We start from the raw sequence: 20,057 nt of genomic DNA on the forward strand, positions 1-20,057 counted from the left end.
AGGTCCCTTGCTATCGCCGTTGAGCGAGACAGGAGGTCGGCATGGGTGAGAGCAGCGAAGTCCCGGCGCTACGACGCGGCCTCGGCATCCTTCGCGCCCTGGCGGCGCGGCCGGGTCCGGTGTCGGCAGCCGCGATCGCGCGCGAGCTGAATCTGCCGCGCTCGACGACGTATCACCTGCTCGCCGAGCTGGAGGCCGCCGGTTTTGTGGCGCACTTACCCACCGAACGCCGCTACGGACTCGGCATCGCCGCGTTCGAACTGGGCTCGGCATATCTGCGGCACGACCCGCTGGAACGGCTCGCCGTCCCGCTGCTGCGCAAGCTGGCCGACCGGGTCGGCCACACCGCTCATCTCGGCGTACTGCACGGCAACGAGTCGCTTTACCTGGTCAAAGAGCGCCCCACACGACCGGAAACCCTGGTCACCGAGGTCGGCGTCCGGCTGCCCGGCCAGCTCACGGCGTCGGGCAGGGCGATGCTGCGGCACCTGCCGTCACCACACGTGCGTGCGCTCTTCCCGGCCGCGTCGGCGTTCGTCCTGCGCACCGGCCGCGGCCCGCGCACCCTCGCCGAGCTACGCCGCACGCTGAACGCTGAGGGTAGACTCGGTTGGGCGGTCGAGGACGGTCACGTGACCGAAGGATTCGCCTCGGTGGCCTGCCCGGTCTTCGACCACGGCGGCCGGCCGATGGCCGCGATCAGCGTGACCCTCCGCCACCTCTGCCCGGGAGCCGAGGGATGCAAGGAAACTTGGCCTGACCTCGCGGAAGAGGTCCGTCTGACCGCGGCCGAACTGACCACCCGGATCGGGGGTCAGGTGCGCTGAGCGTGCCTCTTCTGGACTCCCTCAAGACCGAGCATCGCCAGCAGTTCCGCACAGTCGAGAGCACTCGAAGAGTGCCCGGCGACGGTTCGCGCGGCTCTGCCGTTCTGCAGGGTGAGGCGGACTTCTTCTTCCGCGCGCACACCCGCCATCCGGCTCTGGTCTTCAGCGGGGTCGGGACGACTGGAATGCCTAGCCCAGGTCATCTGCCACCTTCTTCCGGCCCTCCGGCGACACGGGGTCGGTTCGAAAGAGGGCCATGGTCGGACACCTAGCATGACATCCCACCCCTCGACAGTTCCCGGCGCGGGTGAATTGAGATGAAAATGATCTAGATTTGGCTACGCTCCGTGATTCAAAAAGGACTCGAGTCGGTCATTGAACGGCGCACCCGTGTCAGGCACCAAATGGCTCATCCCTGCCACGACGTCGCGGTCCGCGCCGGTCCTGTCCGCGATCGCGTCGGCGATGATTTCGTACTCCTGCCGATGGCCACCCGTGATCACGAGCATCGGGAAATCCGCTGAGGCCAACACATCGAGCGGTATTTCCGCGTCTCCCGGCGGCCGCATCCCGAGCAACGCGCGGGCACCGCGCCGCAACGTTTCCGGCACCGGATCCGGGATGGGCAGCGGCACACCCGCGAGCGGGAAGAACGCTTCGAAGACCTCGCGAGGGTCGTCCAGCGAGCCCGCGAGGAGCTGCCGCAGTTCGCCGTCCCACGCGTCGACGACCTCGTCACCTCGGGCGACCCCGGTCGCGGGCGGCTCGACCACCGTGAGCGTCCGGACCATCTCCGGCCTCCGCGCGGCCGCGAGCATCGCGACGATCGCGCCATAGGACAGCCCGACCAGATGCGCAGGCTCGTCGAGCACCTGCTCCGCGATCAAACCGGCGTCGACCTCGAAATCCTGCACACCATCCGGCGATTTCCCGTGGCCGAGGCGGTCGGGTGCGAGCAACGTCCACCGCTCGGTCAACGGGCGCTGAGCCCGCCACGCCTCCCGGCCGCCGAGCAGCACGCCATGGACGAGCACGACGCGAGGTCCTGATCCCCATTGATGTACGTGAAGCCGCATGCTCGCGAGCCTATCCCGGGGATTTTCTCCTTGGCGCCCGAAAAGGCGGCCAAACGGGTCGGCCTATGTCCTGAGGTGCATGGTGTTGCGTCGGGGTTGGCCGGTGGGGTCGAGGTAGGCGGGTGCGGTGAATTCCGGGAGGCCGTCTTGGGCGATGGCGACTTTCCATTGGCTGTGGTGGATCAACCGATGATGCTTGGTACACAGCAGAACGAGGTTGTCGATTTTGGTTTCGCCGTGGTGTCGCCAGAAAACAATATGGTGAGCCGTACGACGAGGCGCGGGCATGTCGCAGCCCGGGAAGGCGCACCCGCCGTCTCGGATGGTGAGCGCGTATTTCTGGGCGAGTGACACGGTGCGTTTGGAGCGGCCGATGTCGAGGGGTTCCCCTGCGGTGCCGAGGACTCCGGGCCGGACACGGGCGTCGCAGGCGAGGATGCGTGCGTCGGTGGCGCTGATCGGCCCGACCAGATCCAAATGGGCTTCACCCAAGTCACTGATCAAGTCCTCGTAAGACATGGTCACGAGGATGTGCGTGGCCTCGCCCGCGTGGCCGGGAAGGTTCCGGCTCGTGGTCTTCAACCGCACATAGTCGGTGAAAGCATCCCCGTAGCGTTCGTCCTGGGTGCGGGAGTCGCGGACTCCGTCGATGGCTTTGTGGGGTTTGGCCATGGGGTCGAGGTCGGATTTCAACCGCGCGTAGGTCTCCAGATCGAGCGTGCCCTTCAAGCCCAGGGTGCCGTTGCGGTGCTTGACGAACCGCAACTCCGGCCGCGCGTCCTTCGGGTTCTCGTCCCGGGGCTCTTTCCCATCGGGATCGAGCTTGTCCAGGAGTCTCCGTCCAGCTTGGGTGATCTGACGGGGCCCGGCGCGCCGGGCCAGATCCACGAGGATCTTCTCCCCGCCCCGCACGTCCTCTTCCGGAACAAACGACGGGATACGCGCCAGAGTGCGGATGATCGCGTCGATCTGCGAACCACCGATCGCACCCTCCGCAGCGGCATCAGCGGTCAACGGAGCCAGCGGCGGCACCCGATCACCACCCACCGCCACACCCGCATGCAACGCCAACACCCGATCAGCACGAGCATCGGCCTCCTTGTCAGTCACAAGGAGGTCCTCGAAAATCATCGCCGACAACGTCGCATGACCCGAACACCCACGAACCCCACGGATATTGATTTCCGCGAGAATCGCGTTCTGCTCCGCATCCAATTGCCGCTTGAGAACTTCGAGTTCCTGTTTACGGGCATGCAGCGTCGCAGTATCGACACGCCACCACTCGACGGGTGTCGCCTGGGATGCATCGTCGCTGGCCACGACATCAACGATACGTCGAATCGAACAGGTGTACTATCGCATATTCATGTGACATCACTTCGAGCACGACCACCCAAAGAGGTCAAAACTGGGATTTTATAGAGCACCCTAGACACCTTCAGGCGCTTCGCGAACTGTAACGCCGACAACCGCCTTATCGGCAAGCGTCGATTCGCGCCGCGGACCGCACCGAACCGTTGTGGAGCGCGCTCGTCGTCTCCAAGGTGACCGGACGGCCCAGCTCGGGCTTCTACCTTCTGACCCGGCGCTTACGGGCCGAGTACCGCGACCTCGACGCCGAGTCGATCTGGGAACAAGAGCGGCAGCGTTGCCACGCCGCCGCACGACCCGCATGAAGAAGCGGCCCCGCCCGAGGGGCAGAGCCGCTTCCGTCGACCAGTGGAGGTGCCGGGAATTGAACCCGGGTCCTCTGGCGTGTCACCAGGACTTCTCCGTGCGCAGTCCGCTATGTCTCTACTTGGCCCCTTCAGTCACGCGAACGAGCTGAAGTGACGAGCCCAGCCACTGTTTGATTCCCAACCACACCCCGTAGCCGAGTGCGGCGGTAAGCCTCCTAGCTGATGCCGGTGACCGGGTCGGAGGCAACCCCGGACCGACAGAGTCACTCTACTGCTTAGGCAGCAAGAGCGAACTCGCGCTGGCTCTTAGGCTCGGCGCTTATTGGTTTGCGATGACGCTTACGGTGGTCTCTCGCCTGCACCGGCACGCTTCTCCTGATTCAACGTCCAAAGTCGAAACCGTTCACCCCCTTGGTGGGACACAACCTGTACAGCATAACGCGGACGGCAACCGGGTTAATCCCGCAGGTGGGGCTAACCCCACCCGGGAGATGCCCGCGGGCACCATGTCGCCCGCCCCTCCTGGGGACGATGCTTGTGCCATCGACCCTGGAGAGGAGCACGACCATGAGTTCGCTAGCGGCCGAGCGGGAGCTGAGCAGGTCCGATCCGTCGTTCGGCGGCTCCCTGGCCTACCTGCTGATGAACCTGCCGATGGGCGTGTGCGCGTTCGCGCTCCTGATGGCGTTCATCTGGGCGGGCATCGGCACGGCGATCGTCTGGATCGGGTTGCCCATCCTCGCGCTGGTGATCCTGTCGGTCCGCGGGGCGGCCCGGATGGAACGCGCCAGGGTGTACGCGCTGCTCGACCGCTACATCGACCTGCCGTACCTCCCGTTGCCCGCCGCCGGCCAGTCCGTGCGGTGGAAGGCGCGGTTGAAGGACGGCTCGACCTGGCGCGACCTCGGCTACTTCTTCCTGCTCTTCCCTCTCGGGATCATCGAGTTCGTCCTGGTCACGGCGTTCTGGTCGACCAGTCTCGGTCTCGCGGGCCTGCCGATCTACTACCGGTTCCTGCCGGGCGGCGAGTACCGCTTCCCGAACTGGGACGTTCCGTGGTTCACCGTCGACTCGACGGTCTCGGCCTTGCCTTGGGCCGCTCTCGGCGTGCTGTGCATCGCGCTCTCGGTAGCGTTGACGAAGGCACTGGCCGGGATGCACGCCCGGCTGGCGACGGCGCTGCTCGGGCCCACTCACGCCCAGCGCCGCCGTCTGGAGGATTCATGGGGCGAGGTTCCGAAGATGAGCACGGTGAACGGATGACGATCGACCAGCAGATCCAGCACGTCGAGATTCCGCGGCCGCGGCCCTTGAAGTCGATCGTCTACATGATCGTCAGCTTCGTCCTGCGGCTGCTCCAGTTCGTCTTGATCATCGTCGGCCTGTCGGTCGGCATCGCGACGGTGGCGGTGTGGATCGGCTTCCCGATCCTCCTGGCCACGACCAACTTCATCCGCTGGTCCGCCGACCGCGAGCGCGGCTGGGCGCGGAAGATGCTCGGCACCCCGCTGGAGCCGGTCGAACGCCTCCCGCTGGAGGGCCTTTCGCTCGTCAAGCGCTGGCTGACCCGGCTGACCGACCCGACGACCTGGCGCGACCTCGCCTACTTGATGGTGGCGTTCCCGCTGGCTTGCCTGGAACTCCCCATCGCGCTGGCGTCCATCGTGCTGCTGCCGATGGCGATCTGGGTGACGCCGTGGATCGGCTGGCTGCACGGCAACCTGGCGTTCAGCTTCCTCGGCCCGAACCGCACCCAGCGGCTGGAGCAGAAGGCCGAGCGGCTGCAGGCGTCGCGGGCTCGTGGCGTCGACGCCGCCGAGGCGGAACGCCGCCGCATCGAGCGTGACCTGCACGACGGCGCGCAGCAACGCCTGGTCGCCGTCGCGATGAGCCTCGGCCGCGCGAAGTCGAAGTTCGACAACGATCCGGACGCCGTCCGCGACCTGATCGACGAAGCGCACCTCGACGCCAAGCTCGCGGTGTCGGAACTGCGCGACCTCGCCCGGGGCATCTACCCCGCCGTCCTCGGCGACCGGGGCCTCGACGCGGCGCTGTCCGCTCAGGCCGCTAAGTCCCCGATCCACGTCGACGTCCAGGTGGACGTCGAGCCGCGGCCGCCCGCCGCGGTCGAGACGACGGCATATTTCATCGTCGGCGAGACGCTGACGAACATCGCGAAGCACGCCGGAGCGACCGAAGCAGGCGTAAAGGTGTGGCGCTCCGACTCGATGGTGATCGTCGAGATCACCGACAACGGCCACGGTGGCGCCGAGGTCCGGCCCGGCGGCGGTCTCGCCGGTCTCGCCGACCGGGCGGCCACGATCGACGGCGTCATCACCGTCGTCAGCCCGCCCGGTGGCCCGACGGTGATTCGCGCGGACCTGCCGTGTCAATGGTGACCCGCTCGTGAGTGAATAGGCTCTGCCATTCACTCACGACGCTGGGGGCAGGATGCGGGTTGTCATCGCCGAGGACGCGGTTCTGTTGCGCGAGGGGGTGATCCGGTTGCTCGCCGACGAGAAGATCGAGACCGTCGCGGCCGTGGACAACGGCGACGATCTGCTGGGCGCGGTCAAGGAGCACCGGCCGGATCTCGCGATCGTCGACGTACGGATGCCGCCCACCTTCACCGACGAGGGCCTGCGCGCGGCGCTGGGCGCCCGTGAGGCGATCCCCGGGCTGCCCGTTCTGGTGCTGTCGCAGTACGTCGAAGAGAGCTACGCCGTCGAGCTCCTGTCCGGCGGCGCGGGCGGAGTCGGTTACCTGCTCAAGGAACGCGTCGCCGACGTCGGGGATTTCCTCGACGCGGTCAAGCGCGTCGCCGGCGGCGGCACGGCCATCGACCCGGACGTCATCGCGCAGCTGATGGCCCGAGGCCGCAAGAACCCCCTCGACGCGCTCACCGCGCGCGAATCCGAGGTGCTCGGGCTGATGGCGCAGGGCCTGTCCAACAACGCCATCGCGAACTCGCTCGTCGTCTCGCACGGCGCCGTCGAGAAGCACATCGGCAACATCTTCTCGAAGCTCGGCCTCGAAGCGAGCTCCGAAGAACATCGCCGCGTCCGCGCGGTCCTCACTTACTTAGGACGCTGAAGTAGCTCTTGGTGGCGAAGCCGTCACTCACCTAACATGGGCAGACTGTTGGTGAGTGACGAGCCGAACCGAGGAGGACCCATGACCGACCGGCCCTCCCACAGCGCCCGCTTCTTCGGCGGGCCCCTCGACGGACGTGTCCAGGAACTCGGTGACACCGAGCCGGTCGCGGGCACCGTCCTCAAACACGTCCATCTGCACGACGGGCCCAAGATCGAAACCCGGTACGAACTCGGCCGCGCCGAGGACGACTGCTGGGAGTTCCGGCTGTGTTCCGCCCCGGTTCCGGAGCCCGCGCCACGACCGGAGCCCGAATCGGACGGTGTGGGGTAGGGAAAACTCCACCTTCGAAGGGCGAAAACCGGAAGATCGATACGGCGGCCCACCCCGCTGTTTTCGCAGCCCTGAAGCACCAGGCTCATTTCCATGCACACGAGCCAGAAACAGGGCCGGGACAGGTTCCTGGACATCGTCCGAGCGGTCGCGATCCTCGCGGTCGTCGTCCAGCACTGGGGCATGCCGGTGCTCTCCTACGCCGACGGCCATCTCTCCACCGGGAACGCCCTCGCGACGCCCGGCTGGTGGGTTTTGACCTGGCTGTCGCAAGTAATGCCCTTGGTTTTCTTCGCCGGTGGCGCGGCGAACCTGATCTCCTTGGGCCGCGCGGAGAGTTCGCGGTCCTGGCTCGCGGCCCGCCTCAAGCGGCTGATGATCCCGGTGCTGCCGCTCGTGGCCGTCTGGCTCTTCGTCCCGGACATCCTGCGGGGCATGGGGATCCCGGAGCAGCCGCTTCAGGTCGGCGGTGCGATCGCCGCGCAGCTGCTGTGGTTCCTGGCCGTGTACGTGCTCACCGTGCTGCTCACCCCGATGCTGGCCGCGGCGCATCGCCGCTGGGGTCTCAAGGTCCCGCTCGTGATGCTCGCCGCCGCCGTCCTCGTCGACGTCGCCCGCTTCAACGACCTCGGCCTGATCGGTTTCGCGAACGCCGTCTTCGTCTGGATGGCCGTGCACCAGCTCGGTTTCCACTACACCCAGGGCCGTCTCGGCGCACTGAGCCGCAACGCCGCGCTGGGCATGTCCGCCGCCGGTTTCGGCATCACCGCGCTGATGGTCGCCTTCGGCCCGTACCCCGCGAGCATGATCGGCATGCCGGGCGCCCCGGTGTCGAACATGAGCCCGCCGACCGTGCTGCTGGCCTTCCTCGCGATCGGCCAGATCGGCCTCCTGCTGGCCTTCAAACCGCAACTGAACGCCTTGGCCGCCCGCCCGAACCTCGATGCCGCCCTGAAGTGGATCGGCCCGCGGTTCATGAGCGTCTACCTGTGGCACATGCCCGCCCTGATCGTCGTCTCCGGCGTCGCGGTCTACGGCCTGGGTTACGAGACCCCCGAACCGGGTTCCGTGCTGTGGCTGACGATGGTCCCGGCCTGGCTCGGCGCCTGCGGACTGGTGCTGCTCGGCCTCCTGCGGCTCTTCGCTCGCTTCGAAACGCAGAGCTCGGGCCCGGCTTCGACCGCGCAGACGCCTCAGCTCGTCGTGGCCGGACTGGCGATCGCCGGCGGCCTGCTCGGACTGGCCGCGCACGGTTTCGCCCCGCTGAGCGACGGTCTCGCGCAGGGCCCGGTGCCGTGGGTCGCGCTGGCGACGGGCGGATTCCTCTTGGCGGGCAAGCAGATCCCGGTCTCGGACCTGGGAGCGCGGCTGCTCGGCCGCGCGGTGGCCGTCACCGAGGTGGCCCAGCTCAAACGCTGAGCAGTTTCGCGGGGGTGTCGTGCAGCACCGCTCGCAGGAACGGCTCACCCAGGCGATCGTCGGCGGCCCAGCCGGCGATCGCCTGCAGCTGTGTGGCGTAGGAGTACGGGATGTTGGGGAAGTCGGTGCCGAGGACGACGCGGTCCGGGAACTCCGCCAGCAGGTCCGTCCAGTCCGGCGGGAGCGGGTTGCCGCGCTCGGTGAACTCCACCCCGACCATCGTGGTGTCGAGGTACACGCGCGGATACTTCCGCGCCAGCTCGAAGGCGAAGTCGATCTCCGGCATGCCGGCGTGCGCGAGCACCAGCGTCAGAGCGGGATGCCGCACGAGGATCTCTTCGAACAGTCGTAGCCCGGTGTAGGCGCCCTTCAACGGTCCGTGTCCACAGTGGACGACCACCGGGACGCCCGCGTCCGCCAAAGCGCCCCACACGCCGTCCAGCAGCTCGTCACGCGGGTCGTAGGCACCGACCTGGACGTGCGCCTTGAAACAGCGGGCACCCGCGCGCAGCGCACCGTCCACAACGGACAACGCCGACGGCTCCGGGTAGAAGGTGCCCGTCGGCACGGCGTCCGGGACGCGTTCGGCGAACTCCAGCGCCCAGGACGTCAGCCATTCGGCCATCCCCGGCTTGTGCGGATAGACCAGCGGCGCGAACTTGCGCACGCCGAACGAGCGCAGCGTGGCGATCCGCTCTTCTTCCGAGGTCCGGTAGTGCACCGGCCAGGCCATGCCGTAGTGCTCTTCGGCCTGGTCGAAGTAGGCCCACACCTTGTCCATCACCGGCTTCGGCAGGAAGTGCAGGTGAAGGTCCACGAGCCCGTCGATGCCCAGCGCCGAGACCCACCCGGGGATCTCGGCGTCCGAGGCGGGTCCGTGGATCAATCGTTGTACCGGCCCTTCAGCGCCCGGCCCAAGGCCCGGCTGATGGTGCGGTCCGCGTCACGCTTCGAGATGTCCTGGCGCTTGTCGTAGGACTTCTTGCCCTTCGCCAGCGCGATCTCGACCTTGACCTTGCCGTCCTTGAAGTACATCGACAGCGGGACCAGGGAAAGCCCGCTCTCCTTGGTCTTGCCGATGAGCCGCTCGATCTCCTGGCGGTGCAGCAGCAGTTTCCGGGTGCGCCGCGGCGTGTGGTTCGTCCAGGTGCCCTGCACGTACTCCGGGATGTGCACGTTGCGCAGCCAGACTTCGCCGTCGTCCACCGTGGCGAACGCGTCGGCCAGCGATGCCCGTCCTTCACGCAGGCTCTTCACCTCGGTACCGACGAGCACGAGACCGGCTTCGTAGGTATCGAGGATGGAGTAATCGTGGCGAGCCTTGCGGTTCGACACGATCACCTTGTGTCCACGTTCCTTGGGCATAGCGGCGACTCTACGTGAGTTTCTGTGTTCGGGCAGGTGGTTATCGGGGTGGTTAGTGGCGCACGTACAGGCGCAGCGTCACGTAGCCGGTGATGGCCGAAATGATGACCGAGACGGCGAGCAGGATCGGCGCCACCGGGAACAGCAATTCGAGCATGCCGACCGCGGGGAACACGTCACCCGTGAGCACCAGGTCGAGCAACAGCACCTTGGTGAGCACGAGGAAGACGATGCCGATGATCGCACCGACAAGGCCGGCGACCACCGCCTCCAGGAGGAACGGCAGCTGCGTGTACCACCGGGTCGCGCCGACCAGGCGCATGATGCCGACCTCGGTGCGCCGGGTGAACGCCGACACCTGGATCGTGTTGGCGATCAGCATCAGCGCGGCGATCGCCATGATCAGCGCGGCACCGAAGGCCAGGTTCCGCACACCGTTGAGCGCGTTGAACACGCGGTCCAGTGCCTTCTGCTGGTCGTCGACCTTGCTGACGCCGGGTTTGCCGGTGTACTCCTGGATGATCGCCTGGCTGCGCTCGGGGTTCTTCAGCTTCACGTGCAGGGACGCGGGCAGCGCCTCCGGCCCGGTCAGCGCGAGCAGTTCCGGCTGGCTCTCGAACATCTTCTTGAACCGCTCGTAGGACTGCTCGCGGTTCTCGAACACGACCGACTCGACGCCGTCGTTGCCCTGGAGGTCCTGGCGCAGCGACTGGCAGGCGGACTGCGAGCAGTTCGGGTCACCCGAGCTGATGTCGTTGACCAGATAGACCGAAACCTCGACGTCGGCGAGGAAGTTGGCCTTCATCTTGTCGATCGTTCCGACGGCCAGCAGACCGAAGCCGAGCATGGCGAGGGAGACCGCGGTGGTGAGGATCATCGCGATGGTCATCGTGACGTTCCGGCGCAAGCCGGTGACTACCTCGCTGAAGACGAAACTGGCGCGCATCGGGGTTGATGTCCCTTGGAAGTCGTGGGTTACGGAGGAGGGCGGGGCCGGTCAGCGGCCGATGCCGTAGACGCCTCGGGCGTCGTCACGGATGACCTTGCCGAGCTGAAGCTCGACGACCCTTCGCCGCATCGAGTCCACGATCGAATGGTCGTGGGTGGCCATCAGCACCGTCGTGCCGGTGCGGTTGATCCGCTCCAGCAGCAACATGATGTCCTGGCTGGTGTCGGGGTCCAGGTTCCCGGTCGGTTCGTCGGCGAGCAGCACGAGCGGGCGGTTCACGAACGCACGGGCGATCGCGACACGCTGCTGCTCACCACCGGAGAGTTCGTTGGGGAGGCGGTCGGCCTTGCCGTCGAGGCCGACGAGTTCGAGGACCTCGGGCACGACCTTGCGGATCGTGGGACGCGGCTTGCCGATGACTTCGAGCGCGAAGGCGACGTTCTCGGCGACGGTCTTGTTCGACAGCAGTCGGAAGTCCTGGAAGACGCAGCCGATGGTCTGCCGCAGACGCGGCACCCGGCGACGGGCGAGCTTGGCGACGTCGAAGTTGGAGACCATCACGCGACCCTTGCTCGGCACCTCTTCGCGCAGCAGGAGACGCAGGAAGGTCGACTTCCCGGACCCCGAGGGACCGATCAGGAAGACGAACTCACCTTTGTCGATCTCGACCGACACCCTTTCGAGGGCGGGACGGGTCGAGGTCTTGTAGACCTTGGAAACCTCTTCGAGCCGGATCACGGTTCGGCATACTACCCATGCCGGTCGTTAAGCCCGGGTAGCCCGGTCCCGGCGGCCAAGCGAGCAAGGGACCTTTGCTCTCACTCTCTTCCGGAAAGTGACAGCAAAGGTCCCTTGCTCTCTCACGCAGGGTTGTTACGCGGCTCCGGACTGCTTGCGCCAGCGGATGCCCGCCTCCAGGAAACCGTCGATCTCACCGTCGAGAACGGACGACGGGTTGCCGACCTCGAACTCGGTCCGCAGGTCCTTGACCATCTGATACGGGTGCAGCACGTAGGAGCGCATCTGGTTGCCCCAGCTGGAGCCGCCGTCCTTGAGCGCGTCCATCTCGGCGCGCTCCTCCTCCTTCTTCCGCAGCAGCAGCCGCGCCTGGAGGACCTTCATCGCGGCCGCCTTGTTCTGCAGCTGCGACTTTTCGTTCTGACACGAAACGACCACACCGGTCGGGATGTGTGTGATGCGCACCGCCGAGTCCGTCGTGTTGACGCTCTGGCCACCGGGGCCGGACGAGCGGTACACGTCGACGCGGATGTCCTTCTCGGGGATGTCGACGTGGTCGACCTCCTCGACCTCGGGCATCACCTCGACGTGCGCGAAGGAGGTCTGGCGACGGCTCTGGTTGTCGAACGGCGAGATGCGCACCAGCCGGTGCGTGCCCTGCTCGACCGAGAGCGTGCCGTAGACGTAAGGCGCGGTCACCTTGAACGTGGCGGACTTGATGCCCGCTTCTTCGGCGTAGGAGATGTCGTAGACGTCCGTCGGGTAGTGGTGCCGCTCCGCCCAGCGCAGGTACATCCGGAGCAGCATCTCGGCCCAGTCGGCCGCGTCCACTCCACCCGCTTCGGACCGGATGGTGATCACGGCGTTCCGCTGGTCGTATTCACCCGACAGCAGCGTGCGGACCTCGAGGCCGTCGATGTCCTTGGTGAGCGCCGTGAGCTCGGACTCGGACTCGGTCACGCTGGCGGAGTCGCCCTCGGCCTCGGCCAGTTCATAGAGGACGCCCAGGTCGTCGAGCCGCTGCCGCAGCTCGGAGATGCGTCGCAGCTCACTCTGCCGGTGGGACAACTGGCTGGTGACCTTCTGCGCCGCTTCGGGGTCGTCCCAGAGGTTCGGGCTGGACGCCTGTTCCTCCAGCTCGGCCACCTGGGCACGCAGCGCGTCCAGGTCCATCACCGACTCGATCTGCGTCAGCTTGCCGGTCAGGTCCTTCAGGGCCGCATCGAACTCATCACTCACGTCGGACAAGGTTACGGCAAAACCCACGGCCGGTTGCGGGGAACCGGCCGTGGGTACCTGTCCGGGTCAGGACTGGGGGATGGAATCCAGCAGTTTCAGTGCCGCTTTCGCCTGCGCCTGTGCGAACTCGGCGACTGCCTTGGCGTAGGGACCGTCAGCGCTCTTGGTGGCGGCCTTGGCTTCGTCGAGCTGCTGGGTGTAGCTGGTACGCGCTGACTCGAGCAGCGTCGAGCGCTGCTTCACCGTCAGCGAACCGGCGTGCACGAGACGCAGGATCAGCGGGCTGCGGAGGTGGTCAGGACCGGCTTCGGAGGACAGCCACGTCTTGAACGCCTTCTTGCCCGCCGCGGTGATGAGGTACTGCTGGCTCGACCGCGGGCCCTGCTTGCCGAGGCGGACGAGGCCCTCCTTCGACAAGGCGGGGAGCTCCCGGTACACCTGGCTGCGGGTCACGCTGAAGAAGGCGCCGAAACGCTCACCCGCCCCCGCGACCAGTTGCCCGCCCGTGGCGGGACCGTCGTGGAGAAGACCGAGCAGTGCGGCGGCTGTTGCATTCAATTCGGACACGTACTCTACGGTCCCACTTTTCGGAACCTGTGTCCACTGTGGTCAGCACATCTGTCCATTGTGGCTAGTGATATGCGCTCATTCGGCCCAACGCACTACGCCTGTCCACAATGGACCGGACACGCTGCGCAACCGGCCTTCGCCACGGACAGCGGTACGCGTCCCCCGCCCCGACCAACGACGGCGGGTGATCGCCCCGGAGGGCACACGCGCCACGAAACCGGAAAACAAAGAGGCGCGGGTCTGCGATTTCCGCAGACCCGCGCCTCGTTTTCTCTGTAGCGGGGACAGGATTTGAACCTGCGACCTCTGGGTTATGAGCCCAGCGAGCTACCGAGCTGCTCCACCCCGCGTCGTTGTGTTAATAGATTACATGGGGGCGAAGCCGGGTTTCAGGGGGGTACCCTTAACTTTCCAAAGGGCCTTTGACCTGCCTTTATGGCGAAACTTTGTCATCCAGCCAAGCGAAGACGCCGTCGAGCACCATCGTCAGCCCGTCGCCGAACCTGCCCTCGACGTCCTCGTCGAAGACCCAGACCGTGGACGTCGTGTCATAACGCGGGTCCCGCTCGCCCGGCACCGGGTAAACGGCCTGCTCTTCGATGGTGAAGCCGATGACGTAGCTGTAGACGGTGAACAACGCTCGTCCGACCAGGTACTGCTTCAGTCCCGCGTCGACACGAGGCTGCAACGGATTGTCGGTGAGCAGGGTGTCGTCGGTCAGGAATGTTCCGGAGAAGACCTTCGCGCCGTCACGGTAAGCGAGCATCATCCGGCGCATCTGCCGCGACGCCAATTCGAGAGACTCCCGCTCTCCCACGACTCCCGGCGTGCGACCGGGCATGGCGTCGGCGTACATCAGCGTCGCCATCTCGTCGAGCAGCTCCTGCTTGTTCTTCACATGCCAGTAGAGCGCCGGCGCCTTGACCCCCAGTTCCTGCGCGATCAGGCGCAGCGTGAGCCCGTTGAGCCCGACTTCGTTGAGCAGCCGCAGCCCGGCGCGGACGATGTCCTGCCTGGTCAGACCCACTTTTGAACCCTCTTCCCGCTGTACCGCCTTGACAATTTAACGATGTTAAGGGCACGCTGGGCGCAGGTCAATTTAACGTCGTTAAGGAGTGGTATGAACAACCTGGGGACGGACGTGATCGTGGCCGGAGCGGGGCCGACCGGGCTGATGCTCGCCAACGAACTCGCGCTCGTCGGCGTCGACGTGGTGGTACTGGAACGGGATCCACGGCGGACCGGCCTGTCGAAAGCGCTGAACCTGCAGCCGCGTACTGCGGAAATGCTGGAACTACGGGGACTTCTGGACGGCGCCGAAGACCGCTCGTACGCCACTGTCGGTGACGGGCACTTCGCGATGATCCCTGTCGGCTACGACGGCTGGGGCACGCGATTCCCGTACCAGCTGGGGATTCCGCAGGCGGAGATCGAGGAGCACCTCGAGGAACGGCTTGCCGCACAAGGAACGAAGGTGCTGCGCGACAGCGAAGTAATCGGTTTCGTGCAGGACAAGGACTCTGTGACTGTCCGGTACCGAACAGACGGTGGCGAGAACTTGCTGCACGCGAAGTTCCTCGTCGGCTGCGATGGATCTCGAAGTGTTGTACGCAAAGGACTCGGCGTGGACTTTCCCGGTGTGGACGGTGAAGGTTTCGGCGTGGTCGCGGATGTCCTGTTCGACAAAGTGCCTGACGGTGCGCAAAAACAGTGGCGAACGATGCGGAACATCGGTGAGCCGACCGGCGAAACGACGTTCAAAGGCCTGATTCCGTTGGGAGAACCGGGTCTTTACCGCTTCACGTACGGCGACAGGGCCTCGCGGCCTGCGGACATGCGGTCCGCCGTCTCGCACGACGAGGTCCGGCAGGCGGTGCTCGACTCGTACGGCGCCTCCTCGACGGTGGCGGAAATCCGGTGGGCGTCACGATTTTCCGACGCGGCCCGGCAAGCGGCGCACTACCGCGCCGGGCGGGTCCTGCTGGCGGGCGATGCCGCGCACATCCATTTCCCCGCGGGTGGTCAGGGGTTGAACCTGGGCGTACAGGACGCGATGAACCTGGGCTGGAAGCTCGCCGCGACGGTGCGCGGCGGGGCCGGTGACGAGCTGCTCGACACGTACGAGGCCGAACGGCACCCTGTCGGCGCTCAGGTGCTCCATAACGTCGCCGCGCAGTTAGGACTGACTCCGCGGTCTCACGAGACTCGCGCGCTTCGCGCCTTCTTCGCTGATCTGGTCGAGCTGCCCGAGGTGAACCGGTACCTGGCGGGCATGGTCTCCGGTCTCGGGATCCGCTACACGACCTATGGGACGTCGCATCCGGCGCTCGGCTCGCGGCTCACCGACCAGGACGTCACCACCGCGACCGGCCCGCTTCGCCCCAGCTCGCTCTTCCACAAGGGCGACTTCGTGCTCCTGACGACCACTCAGGACCACATCGAGGCCGCCCGCGCCCACTCCACACGGCTGACGACCCAGCTCGTCACACAGCTCCCCTGGCCCTCTACCGAGGCCGTCCTGTACCGCCCCGACGGCTACGCCTGCTGGACCGCCCCCACCCCCGCGCGATAGCAAAGGTCCCCCGCTACCCCGCCGACCGGCGATACCAAAGGTCCCTCGCTCCCCCGCGACACCAAAGGTCCCCCGCTACCCCGGCCCAGCTCCGGGCACCTGCGCCACCGACCACTTGGGGGTCCAGGGGGCGAAGCCCTCCTGGCAGGGGTCCGGGGGTTCGACCCCGTAGAAATGCGAAAGAGGCGTGGGGGGGCGGGTTGCGCGGGCACCCCCCCCCCCCCCCCCCCCCCCACGCCTCTAACCTCTGTAGCGGGGACAGGATTTGAACCTGCGACCTCTGGGTTATGAGCCCAGCGAGCTACCGAGCTGCTCCACCCCGCGTCGTGACACCTACCTTACGCCTGCGTTTCCAGCAGGCGCAAAGCAGGTGCCCTTTAGGTAAGCGACGTCACCCTCCGGGCTGGCCGGAGGTGGGCGGCGCACCGGATGCCGGGGGGCTGGCCTTGGCCGACTCGTAGGCCTTGGAGGCGGCTTCGAGTGCGGCCAGGGCAGTTCCCTGGTCGGCGTAATTGCCGGACTGCTGGGCGGCGCGGAACTTGATCCAGGCGTCGTGCATGTCGCCCGCGGCCTTGTCGAGCGCCGGGTTGCCGCCGGCAGGCGGCTGCGGTGTCGTCGTGCCCGGCGGTTGCGGCGTCGTGGGTCCTGGGGTGCCGCCGGTCTGAGGCGGTGTGACACCGGAACCCGTACCAGCGCCGAAGACCTGATCGAGGGCTTCGTTGAGCGTCGGTGCGAAGCCGATCTTGGTGCCGTAGGAGACGAGGACGCGGGCCAGCTGCGGATAGCTCAGCTGGTTCCGTTGCCGGATGTAGACCGGTTCCACGTACAGGAAGCCGTTGGCGACGGGCAGCGTGATCAGGTTTCCGTAGGTGACCGTGACGTTCGGGTTGTTGAAGAGCGTCCGGTCCTGCGCGACCCGCGGGTCACTCTGGAATCTGTTCTGGACCTGGACGGGGCCGTCGACCTGGGTCGACCCACTCGCCCCCGTGGGCAGTCTCAGCACCCTCATCCGCCCGTAGTCTTCGGGATCCGAGGACACCGACATCCAGGCCGCCAGGTACTGACGTTGGAGACCGGTGAGCGAGCTGGTGAGCTGGAACCGCGACCTGGTGTCGCCCGGCGCAGTGGCCAGGACGTAGTAACCGGGCTGGTTGGCGATGCCGGAGGCGGACGCGTTCACGCCGCCTTCCTGCGTCGGATCCTGCGGAACACTCCAGAAGGCCTGCTGAGCGTAGAACTCGGCGGGGTTGTTCACGTGGTACTTCGACAGGAGTTCCCGCTGCACCTTGAAGAGGTCTTCGGGATAGCGGAAGTGCGACCGCAGGTCCGGGGAGATCTCACTGCTCGGCTTGACCAGGCCCGGGAAGACCTTCTTCCAGGCGTTCAGCACCGGCTCGTTGTCCTCGACCCCGTACAGGGTCACGGTGCCGTCGAACGCGTCGACGGTGGCCTTGACCGAGTTGCGGATGTAGTTGATCGAGGAGTTCGCCTGGCGGGTGGTGCCGCTGAGCGAGTCGTTGGTCGCCTGCCCGAGCTGGGTCTGCTGGGCGTACGGGAAGTTGTTCATCGTCGTGTAGCCGTCGACGATCCAGATGATCTTGCCGTTGACGACCGCCGGGTACGGGTCACCGTCGAGGGTCAGCCACGGAGCGGCCTTGGCGACGCGTTCCCGCGGCTCGCGGTTGAACATGATCTTGGATCCGTCGCCGATGGCGTCGGAGAAGAGGATGTTCCGTTCCCCGTATTCGGCGGCGAAGACGAGCCGGTTGAACCAGTTGTCGATCGGCACGCCGCCGGAGCCCTTGTAGATGTAGGCGCGGTCGACGGCGGTGTCGTATTCGCCAGGCGCCTGTCCGGCCGTGCCGCCGACGATCGCGTACGCGGCGTCGCTCGCGAGCTCGCCGTAGTAGATGCGGGGCTCGTCCACCTTGATGCCCGGCTTGGTCGGGTCGGTCGAGCCCGCGCCCGCCGGGTTCTGGGTGTCGCTGGTGGTCGCGATCGGGTAGCCGCCGTCGGAGTTGGCGTCCTTCAGCGCGCGGTCGATCGTGTTGGCCGGTGCGGCGACGAAACCGTTTCCGTGCGTGTAGACGAGGTGCTTGTTGATCCAGTTCGTCTGGTTGCCGGTGAGGCCCTCGGTCTTGATCTCCTTGGCCGCGACGATGTAGTCCTGCGTGACCCCGTTGAGGGTGTAGCGGTCGATGTCCAGCTTGGACGGGAAGCCGTAGAAGTTTTCACGGCCGACGCGCTGGGTGAAGGTGTCGCTGAGGACGTTCGGGTCGAGGAGCCGGATGTTCGGGACGGTCCCCTTGTCCGCCTTGATCTCCGCGGAGGTCGCCTCGGACTTGCCGGTGTAGTCCTTGTACTCGACGTTGGTCAGGCCGAACGCCTGGCGCGTCGCGTCCATGTTGCGCTGGATCGACGCGGATTCCTTCTCGTTCGCGTTGGGACGCACCGAGAACTGGTCGAGCACCGCGGGCCACGCGACACCGACGAGCACGTTCGACAGGATCAGCAGCACCAGCGCGATCGCGGGGAGCTGCAGGTTGCGCAGGAACGCCCCGGCGAAGAACGCGACGGCGCAGATCACCGAGATGCACAGGAGGATCAGCTTCGCGGGCAGGACCGCGTTCAGGTCGGTGTAGGTCGCACCGACGAACAGCGGCAATCCCCGGTCGGAGAGCAGCAGGTTGTAGCGGTCGAAGTAGTACTCGACCGCCTTCAGCAGCACGAAGATGCCGATGGTGATGGCGAGCTGGGCGCGGGTCGGGCCGGCGAGCTGACCGCCCTTGCCCGCGAGCCGGATGCCGCCGAAGACGTAGTGCGAGATCAGCGCGCCGAAGAACGCGATGACGACCGCGATGAACAGCCAGCCCAGGAGCCAGTTGTAGAACGGCAGGTCGAAGGCGTAGAAGCCGACGTCGTTGCCGAACTCGGGATCGGTCTGGCCGAACGGCGTGCCGTTCAAGAACAGCTGCACGACCTGCCAGTCGCTCTGCGCGGACGCACCGGCGATGAGCCCGGTGAGCACCGGAATGCCGATGCCGAACAGGCGGATCCGGCCGACGATCGCGGACCGGTAGCGCGCGAGCGGATCGTCGTTGCCGGAAATCGGCACGAAGACCGGCCTGCTCCGGTACGCGATCATCAAACTGATCGCGAGCGCGCCTCCCACCAAGAGCCCTACGGCGAAGAACAAGATGACACGGGTGATCAACACCGTGCTGAACACGGTGCGAGCGCCGACTTCGCCGAACCACAACCAGTCGACATAGGTGTCGAGCAGTCTCGCGCCCAGCAGCAGGGCAAGGATGACTACGGCGGCGATGATGAGCAGTATCCGGCTGCGCCGGGACAGCTTCGGCAGGCTCACGGGGGGCCGAGTGGCCACTGCACACGCTCCTGGTTTGGTGAACTTTTCGCGGGGGCGCGCGTACCGCGTGCGGCCCCTGATGCTCTAACTCTACGGATGCCGTCGGAAGTTCCCGGAACCCGCCCAAACCGGACTCGGAAGGCCGTGGTCCGGGCCGCCTGGAACGATGTGCCCATGGCACCGAGTGAGCAGCAGGGTGTGGCCGGCCTGGCCCGCGAAGTCGAGGAGTTCGTCGCCTCCGGAGGATGGGATCAGCCGCCGCAGTTGTTCGCGCTGGTCCCGACCGCCGCACTGCTGGACGAACAGCCCGAACTGGCCGGGCAACTCGACCCGTCGGCCCCGCTGACGCCGGTCGCCCAGGAATCTCTGCCGGATGGCGACCTCGGGGAAGCGCTGGCGCAGATCGCGTGGCCCGATCTGGTGCTGGGCTGCGCGCTCGCGCAGGAGATCATCGTGCTGCCGCCGGACGCCGAGGCCGAACTTCCGGCCGAGCCCGAGACCGATGCCGAACGCCTTCGCCAAGCGGCCGCCGACCACCCGCGCCGCACCGAAGCCCGGCTCGTGGCCGCGGTACTGCGGGACGGTTCCGGAGCGTGCGTCATGCGGCTTCGCGGTGCCGGACAGGCCGAAGAACCCGGTGACGTCCCTGTCGACGAGATCATCGAGAACCCGGAGCTGGCTCCTAACCTGCTCGAAGCCCTGAGGGCAACCTTGCAGCCCTGACCTGCAAAAAGAGAGCAAGGGACCTTTGCTATCGCCAGCCCCAGGAAGCAGGCTGGGCGATAGCAAAGGTCCCTTGCTCTCGTCGGTCGACCTCGCGGGCGATA

Annotated in this window: 19 protein-coding genes, 2 tRNA genes and 1 other RNA gene; 8 read left to right on the forward strand and 14 right to left on the reverse strand. The window is 66.6% G+C overall.

The features are described 5' to 3' along the window. The first annotated feature begins 41 nt into the window (after positions 1-41). The gene (locus ACLJRM_RS42820; RefSeq protein ID WP_410666302.1) at positions 42-827 is read left to right on the forward strand and encodes an IclR family transcriptional regulator; all 786 of its coding nucleotides are present in this window, start codon (positions 42-44) and stop codon (positions 825-827) included. Here the strand turns inward: ACLJRM_RS42820 and ACLJRM_RS42825 are convergent. The 4 genes from ACLJRM_RS42825 to ssrA form a co-directional block, all read right to left on the reverse strand. Beyond that, positions 815-1,030 (reverse strand): hypothetical protein, encoded by a 216-nt coding sequence (locus ACLJRM_RS42825; RefSeq protein WP_146044386.1) that lies wholly within the window; start codon positions 1,028-1,030, stop codon positions 815-817. The two genes, ACLJRM_RS42820 and ACLJRM_RS42825, sit on opposite strands and share 13 nt — an antisense overlap. Before the next feature lie 135 nt (positions 1,031-1,165). Continuing rightward, the gene (locus ACLJRM_RS42830) at positions 1,166-1,903 is read right to left on the reverse strand and encodes an alpha/beta fold hydrolase (RefSeq protein ID WP_410666303.1); all 738 of its coding nucleotides are present in this window, start codon (positions 1,901-1,903) and stop codon (positions 1,166-1,168) included. Positions 1,904-1,966: 63 nt separating this feature from the next. After that, on the reverse strand, positions 1,967-3,223 hold the full coding sequence (locus ACLJRM_RS42835) for a DUF222 domain-containing protein (RefSeq protein WP_410666304.1): 1,257 nt from the start codon (positions 3,221-3,223) through the stop codon (positions 1,967-1,969). Positions 3,224-3,620: 397 nt separating this feature from the next. Beyond that, positions 3,621-3,993, reverse strand: a transfer-messenger RNA (tmRNA) gene (gene ssrA / locus ACLJRM_RS42840). A 156-nt stretch (positions 3,994-4,149) separates the two neighbouring features. Between ssrA and ACLJRM_RS42845 the strand changes: the two genes are divergently transcribed. The 5 genes from ACLJRM_RS42845 to ACLJRM_RS42865 all read left to right on the forward strand — a co-directional run bounded on the left by ACLJRM_RS42845 (position 4,150) and on the right by ACLJRM_RS42865 (position 8,427). Next, positions 4,150-4,845, forward strand: coding sequence for a sensor domain-containing protein (locus tag ACLJRM_RS42845; RefSeq protein ID WP_101612643.1), 696 nt, complete (start codon positions 4,150-4,152; stop codon positions 4,843-4,845). Next, positions 4,842-5,981 (forward strand): sensor histidine kinase, encoded by a 1,140-nt coding sequence (locus ACLJRM_RS42850; RefSeq protein WP_101612642.1) that lies wholly within the window; start codon positions 4,842-4,844, stop codon positions 5,979-5,981. The genes ACLJRM_RS42845 and ACLJRM_RS42850 overlap by 4 nt, the downstream gene beginning before the upstream one ends. A 52-nt stretch (positions 5,982-6,033) precedes the next feature. Then, positions 6,034-6,675, forward strand: a complete 642-nt coding sequence (locus ACLJRM_RS42855; protein ID WP_101612641.1) for a response regulator transcription factor — start codon at positions 6,034-6,036, stop codon at positions 6,673-6,675. A gap of 81 nt (positions 6,676-6,756) precedes the next feature. Beyond that, a complete protein-coding gene (locus ACLJRM_RS42860; RefSeq protein ID WP_101612640.1) occupies positions 6,757-7,008 on the forward strand; it encodes a hypothetical protein in 252 nt (83 codons plus the stop codon). A 93-nt stretch (positions 7,009-7,101) separates the two neighbouring features. Continuing rightward, complete coding sequence (locus ACLJRM_RS42865) at positions 7,102-8,427, forward strand: acyltransferase family protein (protein ID WP_410666305.1); 1,326 nt, start codon at positions 7,102-7,104, stop codon at positions 8,425-8,427. Here ACLJRM_RS42865 and ACLJRM_RS42870 read toward each other — a convergent pair. From ACLJRM_RS42870 to ACLJRM_RS42905, 8 genes are all read right to left on the reverse strand, one after another. Next, the gene (locus tag ACLJRM_RS42870) at positions 8,417-9,313 is read right to left on the reverse strand and encodes an amidohydrolase family protein (RefSeq protein WP_410666306.1); all 897 of its coding nucleotides are present in this window, start codon (positions 9,311-9,313) and stop codon (positions 8,417-8,419) included. The two genes, ACLJRM_RS42865 and ACLJRM_RS42870, sit on opposite strands and share 11 nt — an antisense overlap. Next, complete coding sequence (smpB, locus tag ACLJRM_RS42875; RefSeq protein WP_101612637.1) at positions 9,310-9,792, reverse strand: SsrA-binding protein SmpB; 483 nt, start codon at positions 9,790-9,792, stop codon at positions 9,310-9,312. Before smpB ends, ACLJRM_RS42870 begins: the two co-directional genes overlap by 4 nt. 52 nt (positions 9,793-9,844) lie before the next feature. Next, a complete protein-coding gene (gene ftsX / locus ACLJRM_RS42880; protein ID WP_101612636.1) occupies positions 9,845-10,738 on the reverse strand; it encodes a permease-like cell division protein FtsX in 894 nt (297 codons plus the stop codon). A gap of 51 nt (positions 10,739-10,789) precedes the next feature. Further along, positions 10,790-11,479 (reverse strand): cell division ATP-binding protein FtsE, encoded by a 690-nt coding sequence (gene ftsE, locus ACLJRM_RS42885; protein WP_005168409.1) that lies wholly within the window; start codon positions 11,477-11,479, stop codon positions 10,790-10,792. A 135-nt stretch (positions 11,480-11,614) separates the two neighbouring features. Next, positions 11,615-12,718 (reverse strand): peptide chain release factor 2, encoded by a 1,104-nt coding sequence (prfB, locus tag ACLJRM_RS42890; RefSeq protein ID WP_101612635.1) that lies wholly within the window; start codon positions 12,716-12,718, stop codon positions 11,615-11,617. Positions 12,719-12,784: 66 nt separating this feature from the next. Continuing rightward, positions 12,785-13,285 (reverse strand): PadR family transcriptional regulator, encoded by a 501-nt coding sequence (locus ACLJRM_RS42895; RefSeq protein ID WP_101612634.1) that lies wholly within the window; start codon positions 13,283-13,285, stop codon positions 12,785-12,787. Positions 13,286-13,564: 279 nt separating this feature from the next. Beyond that, positions 13,565-13,638 (reverse strand) — tRNA-Met (locus tag ACLJRM_RS42900). An 83-nt stretch (positions 13,639-13,721) separates the two neighbouring features. Further along, a complete protein-coding gene (locus ACLJRM_RS42905) occupies positions 13,722-14,315 on the reverse strand; it encodes a TetR family transcriptional regulator (RefSeq protein ID WP_101612633.1) in 594 nt (197 codons plus the stop codon). 93 nt (positions 14,316-14,408) lie between these two features. On the opposite strand from ACLJRM_RS42905, the gene ACLJRM_RS42910 reads away from it, so the two are divergent. Further along, a complete protein-coding gene (locus ACLJRM_RS42910; protein WP_410666307.1) occupies positions 14,409-15,860 on the forward strand; it encodes an FAD-dependent monooxygenase in 1,452 nt (483 codons plus the stop codon). A 250-nt stretch (positions 15,861-16,110) separates the two neighbouring features. Here the strand turns inward: ACLJRM_RS42910 and ACLJRM_RS42915 are convergent. After that, positions 16,111-16,184 (reverse strand) — tRNA-Met (locus ACLJRM_RS42915). 67 nt (positions 16,185-16,251) lie between these two features. Beyond that, positions 16,252-19,248, reverse strand: a complete 2,997-nt coding sequence (locus ACLJRM_RS42920) for a UPF0182 family protein (protein WP_101612631.1) — start codon at positions 19,246-19,248, stop codon at positions 16,252-16,254. 156 nt (positions 19,249-19,404) lie between these two features. Between ACLJRM_RS42920 and ACLJRM_RS42925 the strand changes: the two genes are divergently transcribed. Next, on the forward strand, positions 19,405-19,953 hold the full coding sequence (locus ACLJRM_RS42925) for a PPA1309 family protein (protein ID WP_101613768.1): 549 nt from the start codon (positions 19,405-19,407) through the stop codon (positions 19,951-19,953). The last annotated feature ends 104 nt before the right edge of the window (positions 19,954-20,057 follow it).

Origin of the sequence: Amycolatopsis sp. lyj-84, assembly GCF_046549075.1 — a bacterium.
Lineage (GTDB): Bacteria > Actinomycetota > Actinomycetes > Mycobacteriales > Pseudonocardiaceae > Amycolatopsis.

Coding starts and splice junctions, on each gene's coding strand:
- ACLJRM_RS42820 (WP_410666302.1), top strand. CDS start 42: ATGGGTGAGAGCAGCGAAGTCCCGGCGCTACGACGCGGCCTCGGCATC.
- ACLJRM_RS42825 (WP_146044386.1), bottom strand. CDS start 1,030: ATGACCTGGGCTAGGCATTCCAGTCGTCCCGACCCCGCTGAAGACCAG.
- ACLJRM_RS42830 (WP_410666303.1), bottom strand. CDS start 1,903: ATGCGGCTTCACGTACATCAATGGGGATCAGGACCTCGCGTCGTGCTC.
- ACLJRM_RS42845 (WP_101612643.1), top strand. CDS start 4,150: ATGAGTTCGCTAGCGGCCGAGCGGGAGCTGAGCAGGTCCGATCCGTCG.
- ACLJRM_RS42850 (WP_101612642.1), top strand. CDS start 4,842: ATGACGATCGACCAGCAGATCCAGCACGTCGAGATTCCGCGGCCGCGG.
- ACLJRM_RS42855 (WP_101612641.1), top strand. CDS start 6,034: ATGCGGGTTGTCATCGCCGAGGACGCGGTTCTGTTGCGCGAGGGGGTG.
- ACLJRM_RS42860 (WP_101612640.1), top strand. CDS start 6,757: ATGACCGACCGGCCCTCCCACAGCGCCCGCTTCTTCGGCGGGCCCCTC.
- ACLJRM_RS42865 (WP_410666305.1), top strand. CDS start 7,102: ATGCACACGAGCCAGAAACAGGGCCGGGACAGGTTCCTGGACATCGTC.
- smpB (WP_101612637.1), bottom strand. CDS start 9,792: ATGCCCAAGGAACGTGGACACAAGGTGATCGTGTCGAACCGCAAGGCT.
- ftsX (WP_101612636.1), bottom strand. CDS start 10,738: ATGCGCGCCAGTTTCGTCTTCAGCGAGGTAGTCACCGGCTTGCGCCGG.
- ACLJRM_RS42910 (WP_410666307.1), top strand. CDS start 14,409: ATGAACAACCTGGGGACGGACGTGATCGTGGCCGGAGCGGGGCCGACC.
- ACLJRM_RS42925 (WP_101613768.1), top strand. CDS start 19,405: ATGGCACCGAGTGAGCAGCAGGGTGTGGCCGGCCTGGCCCGCGAAGTC.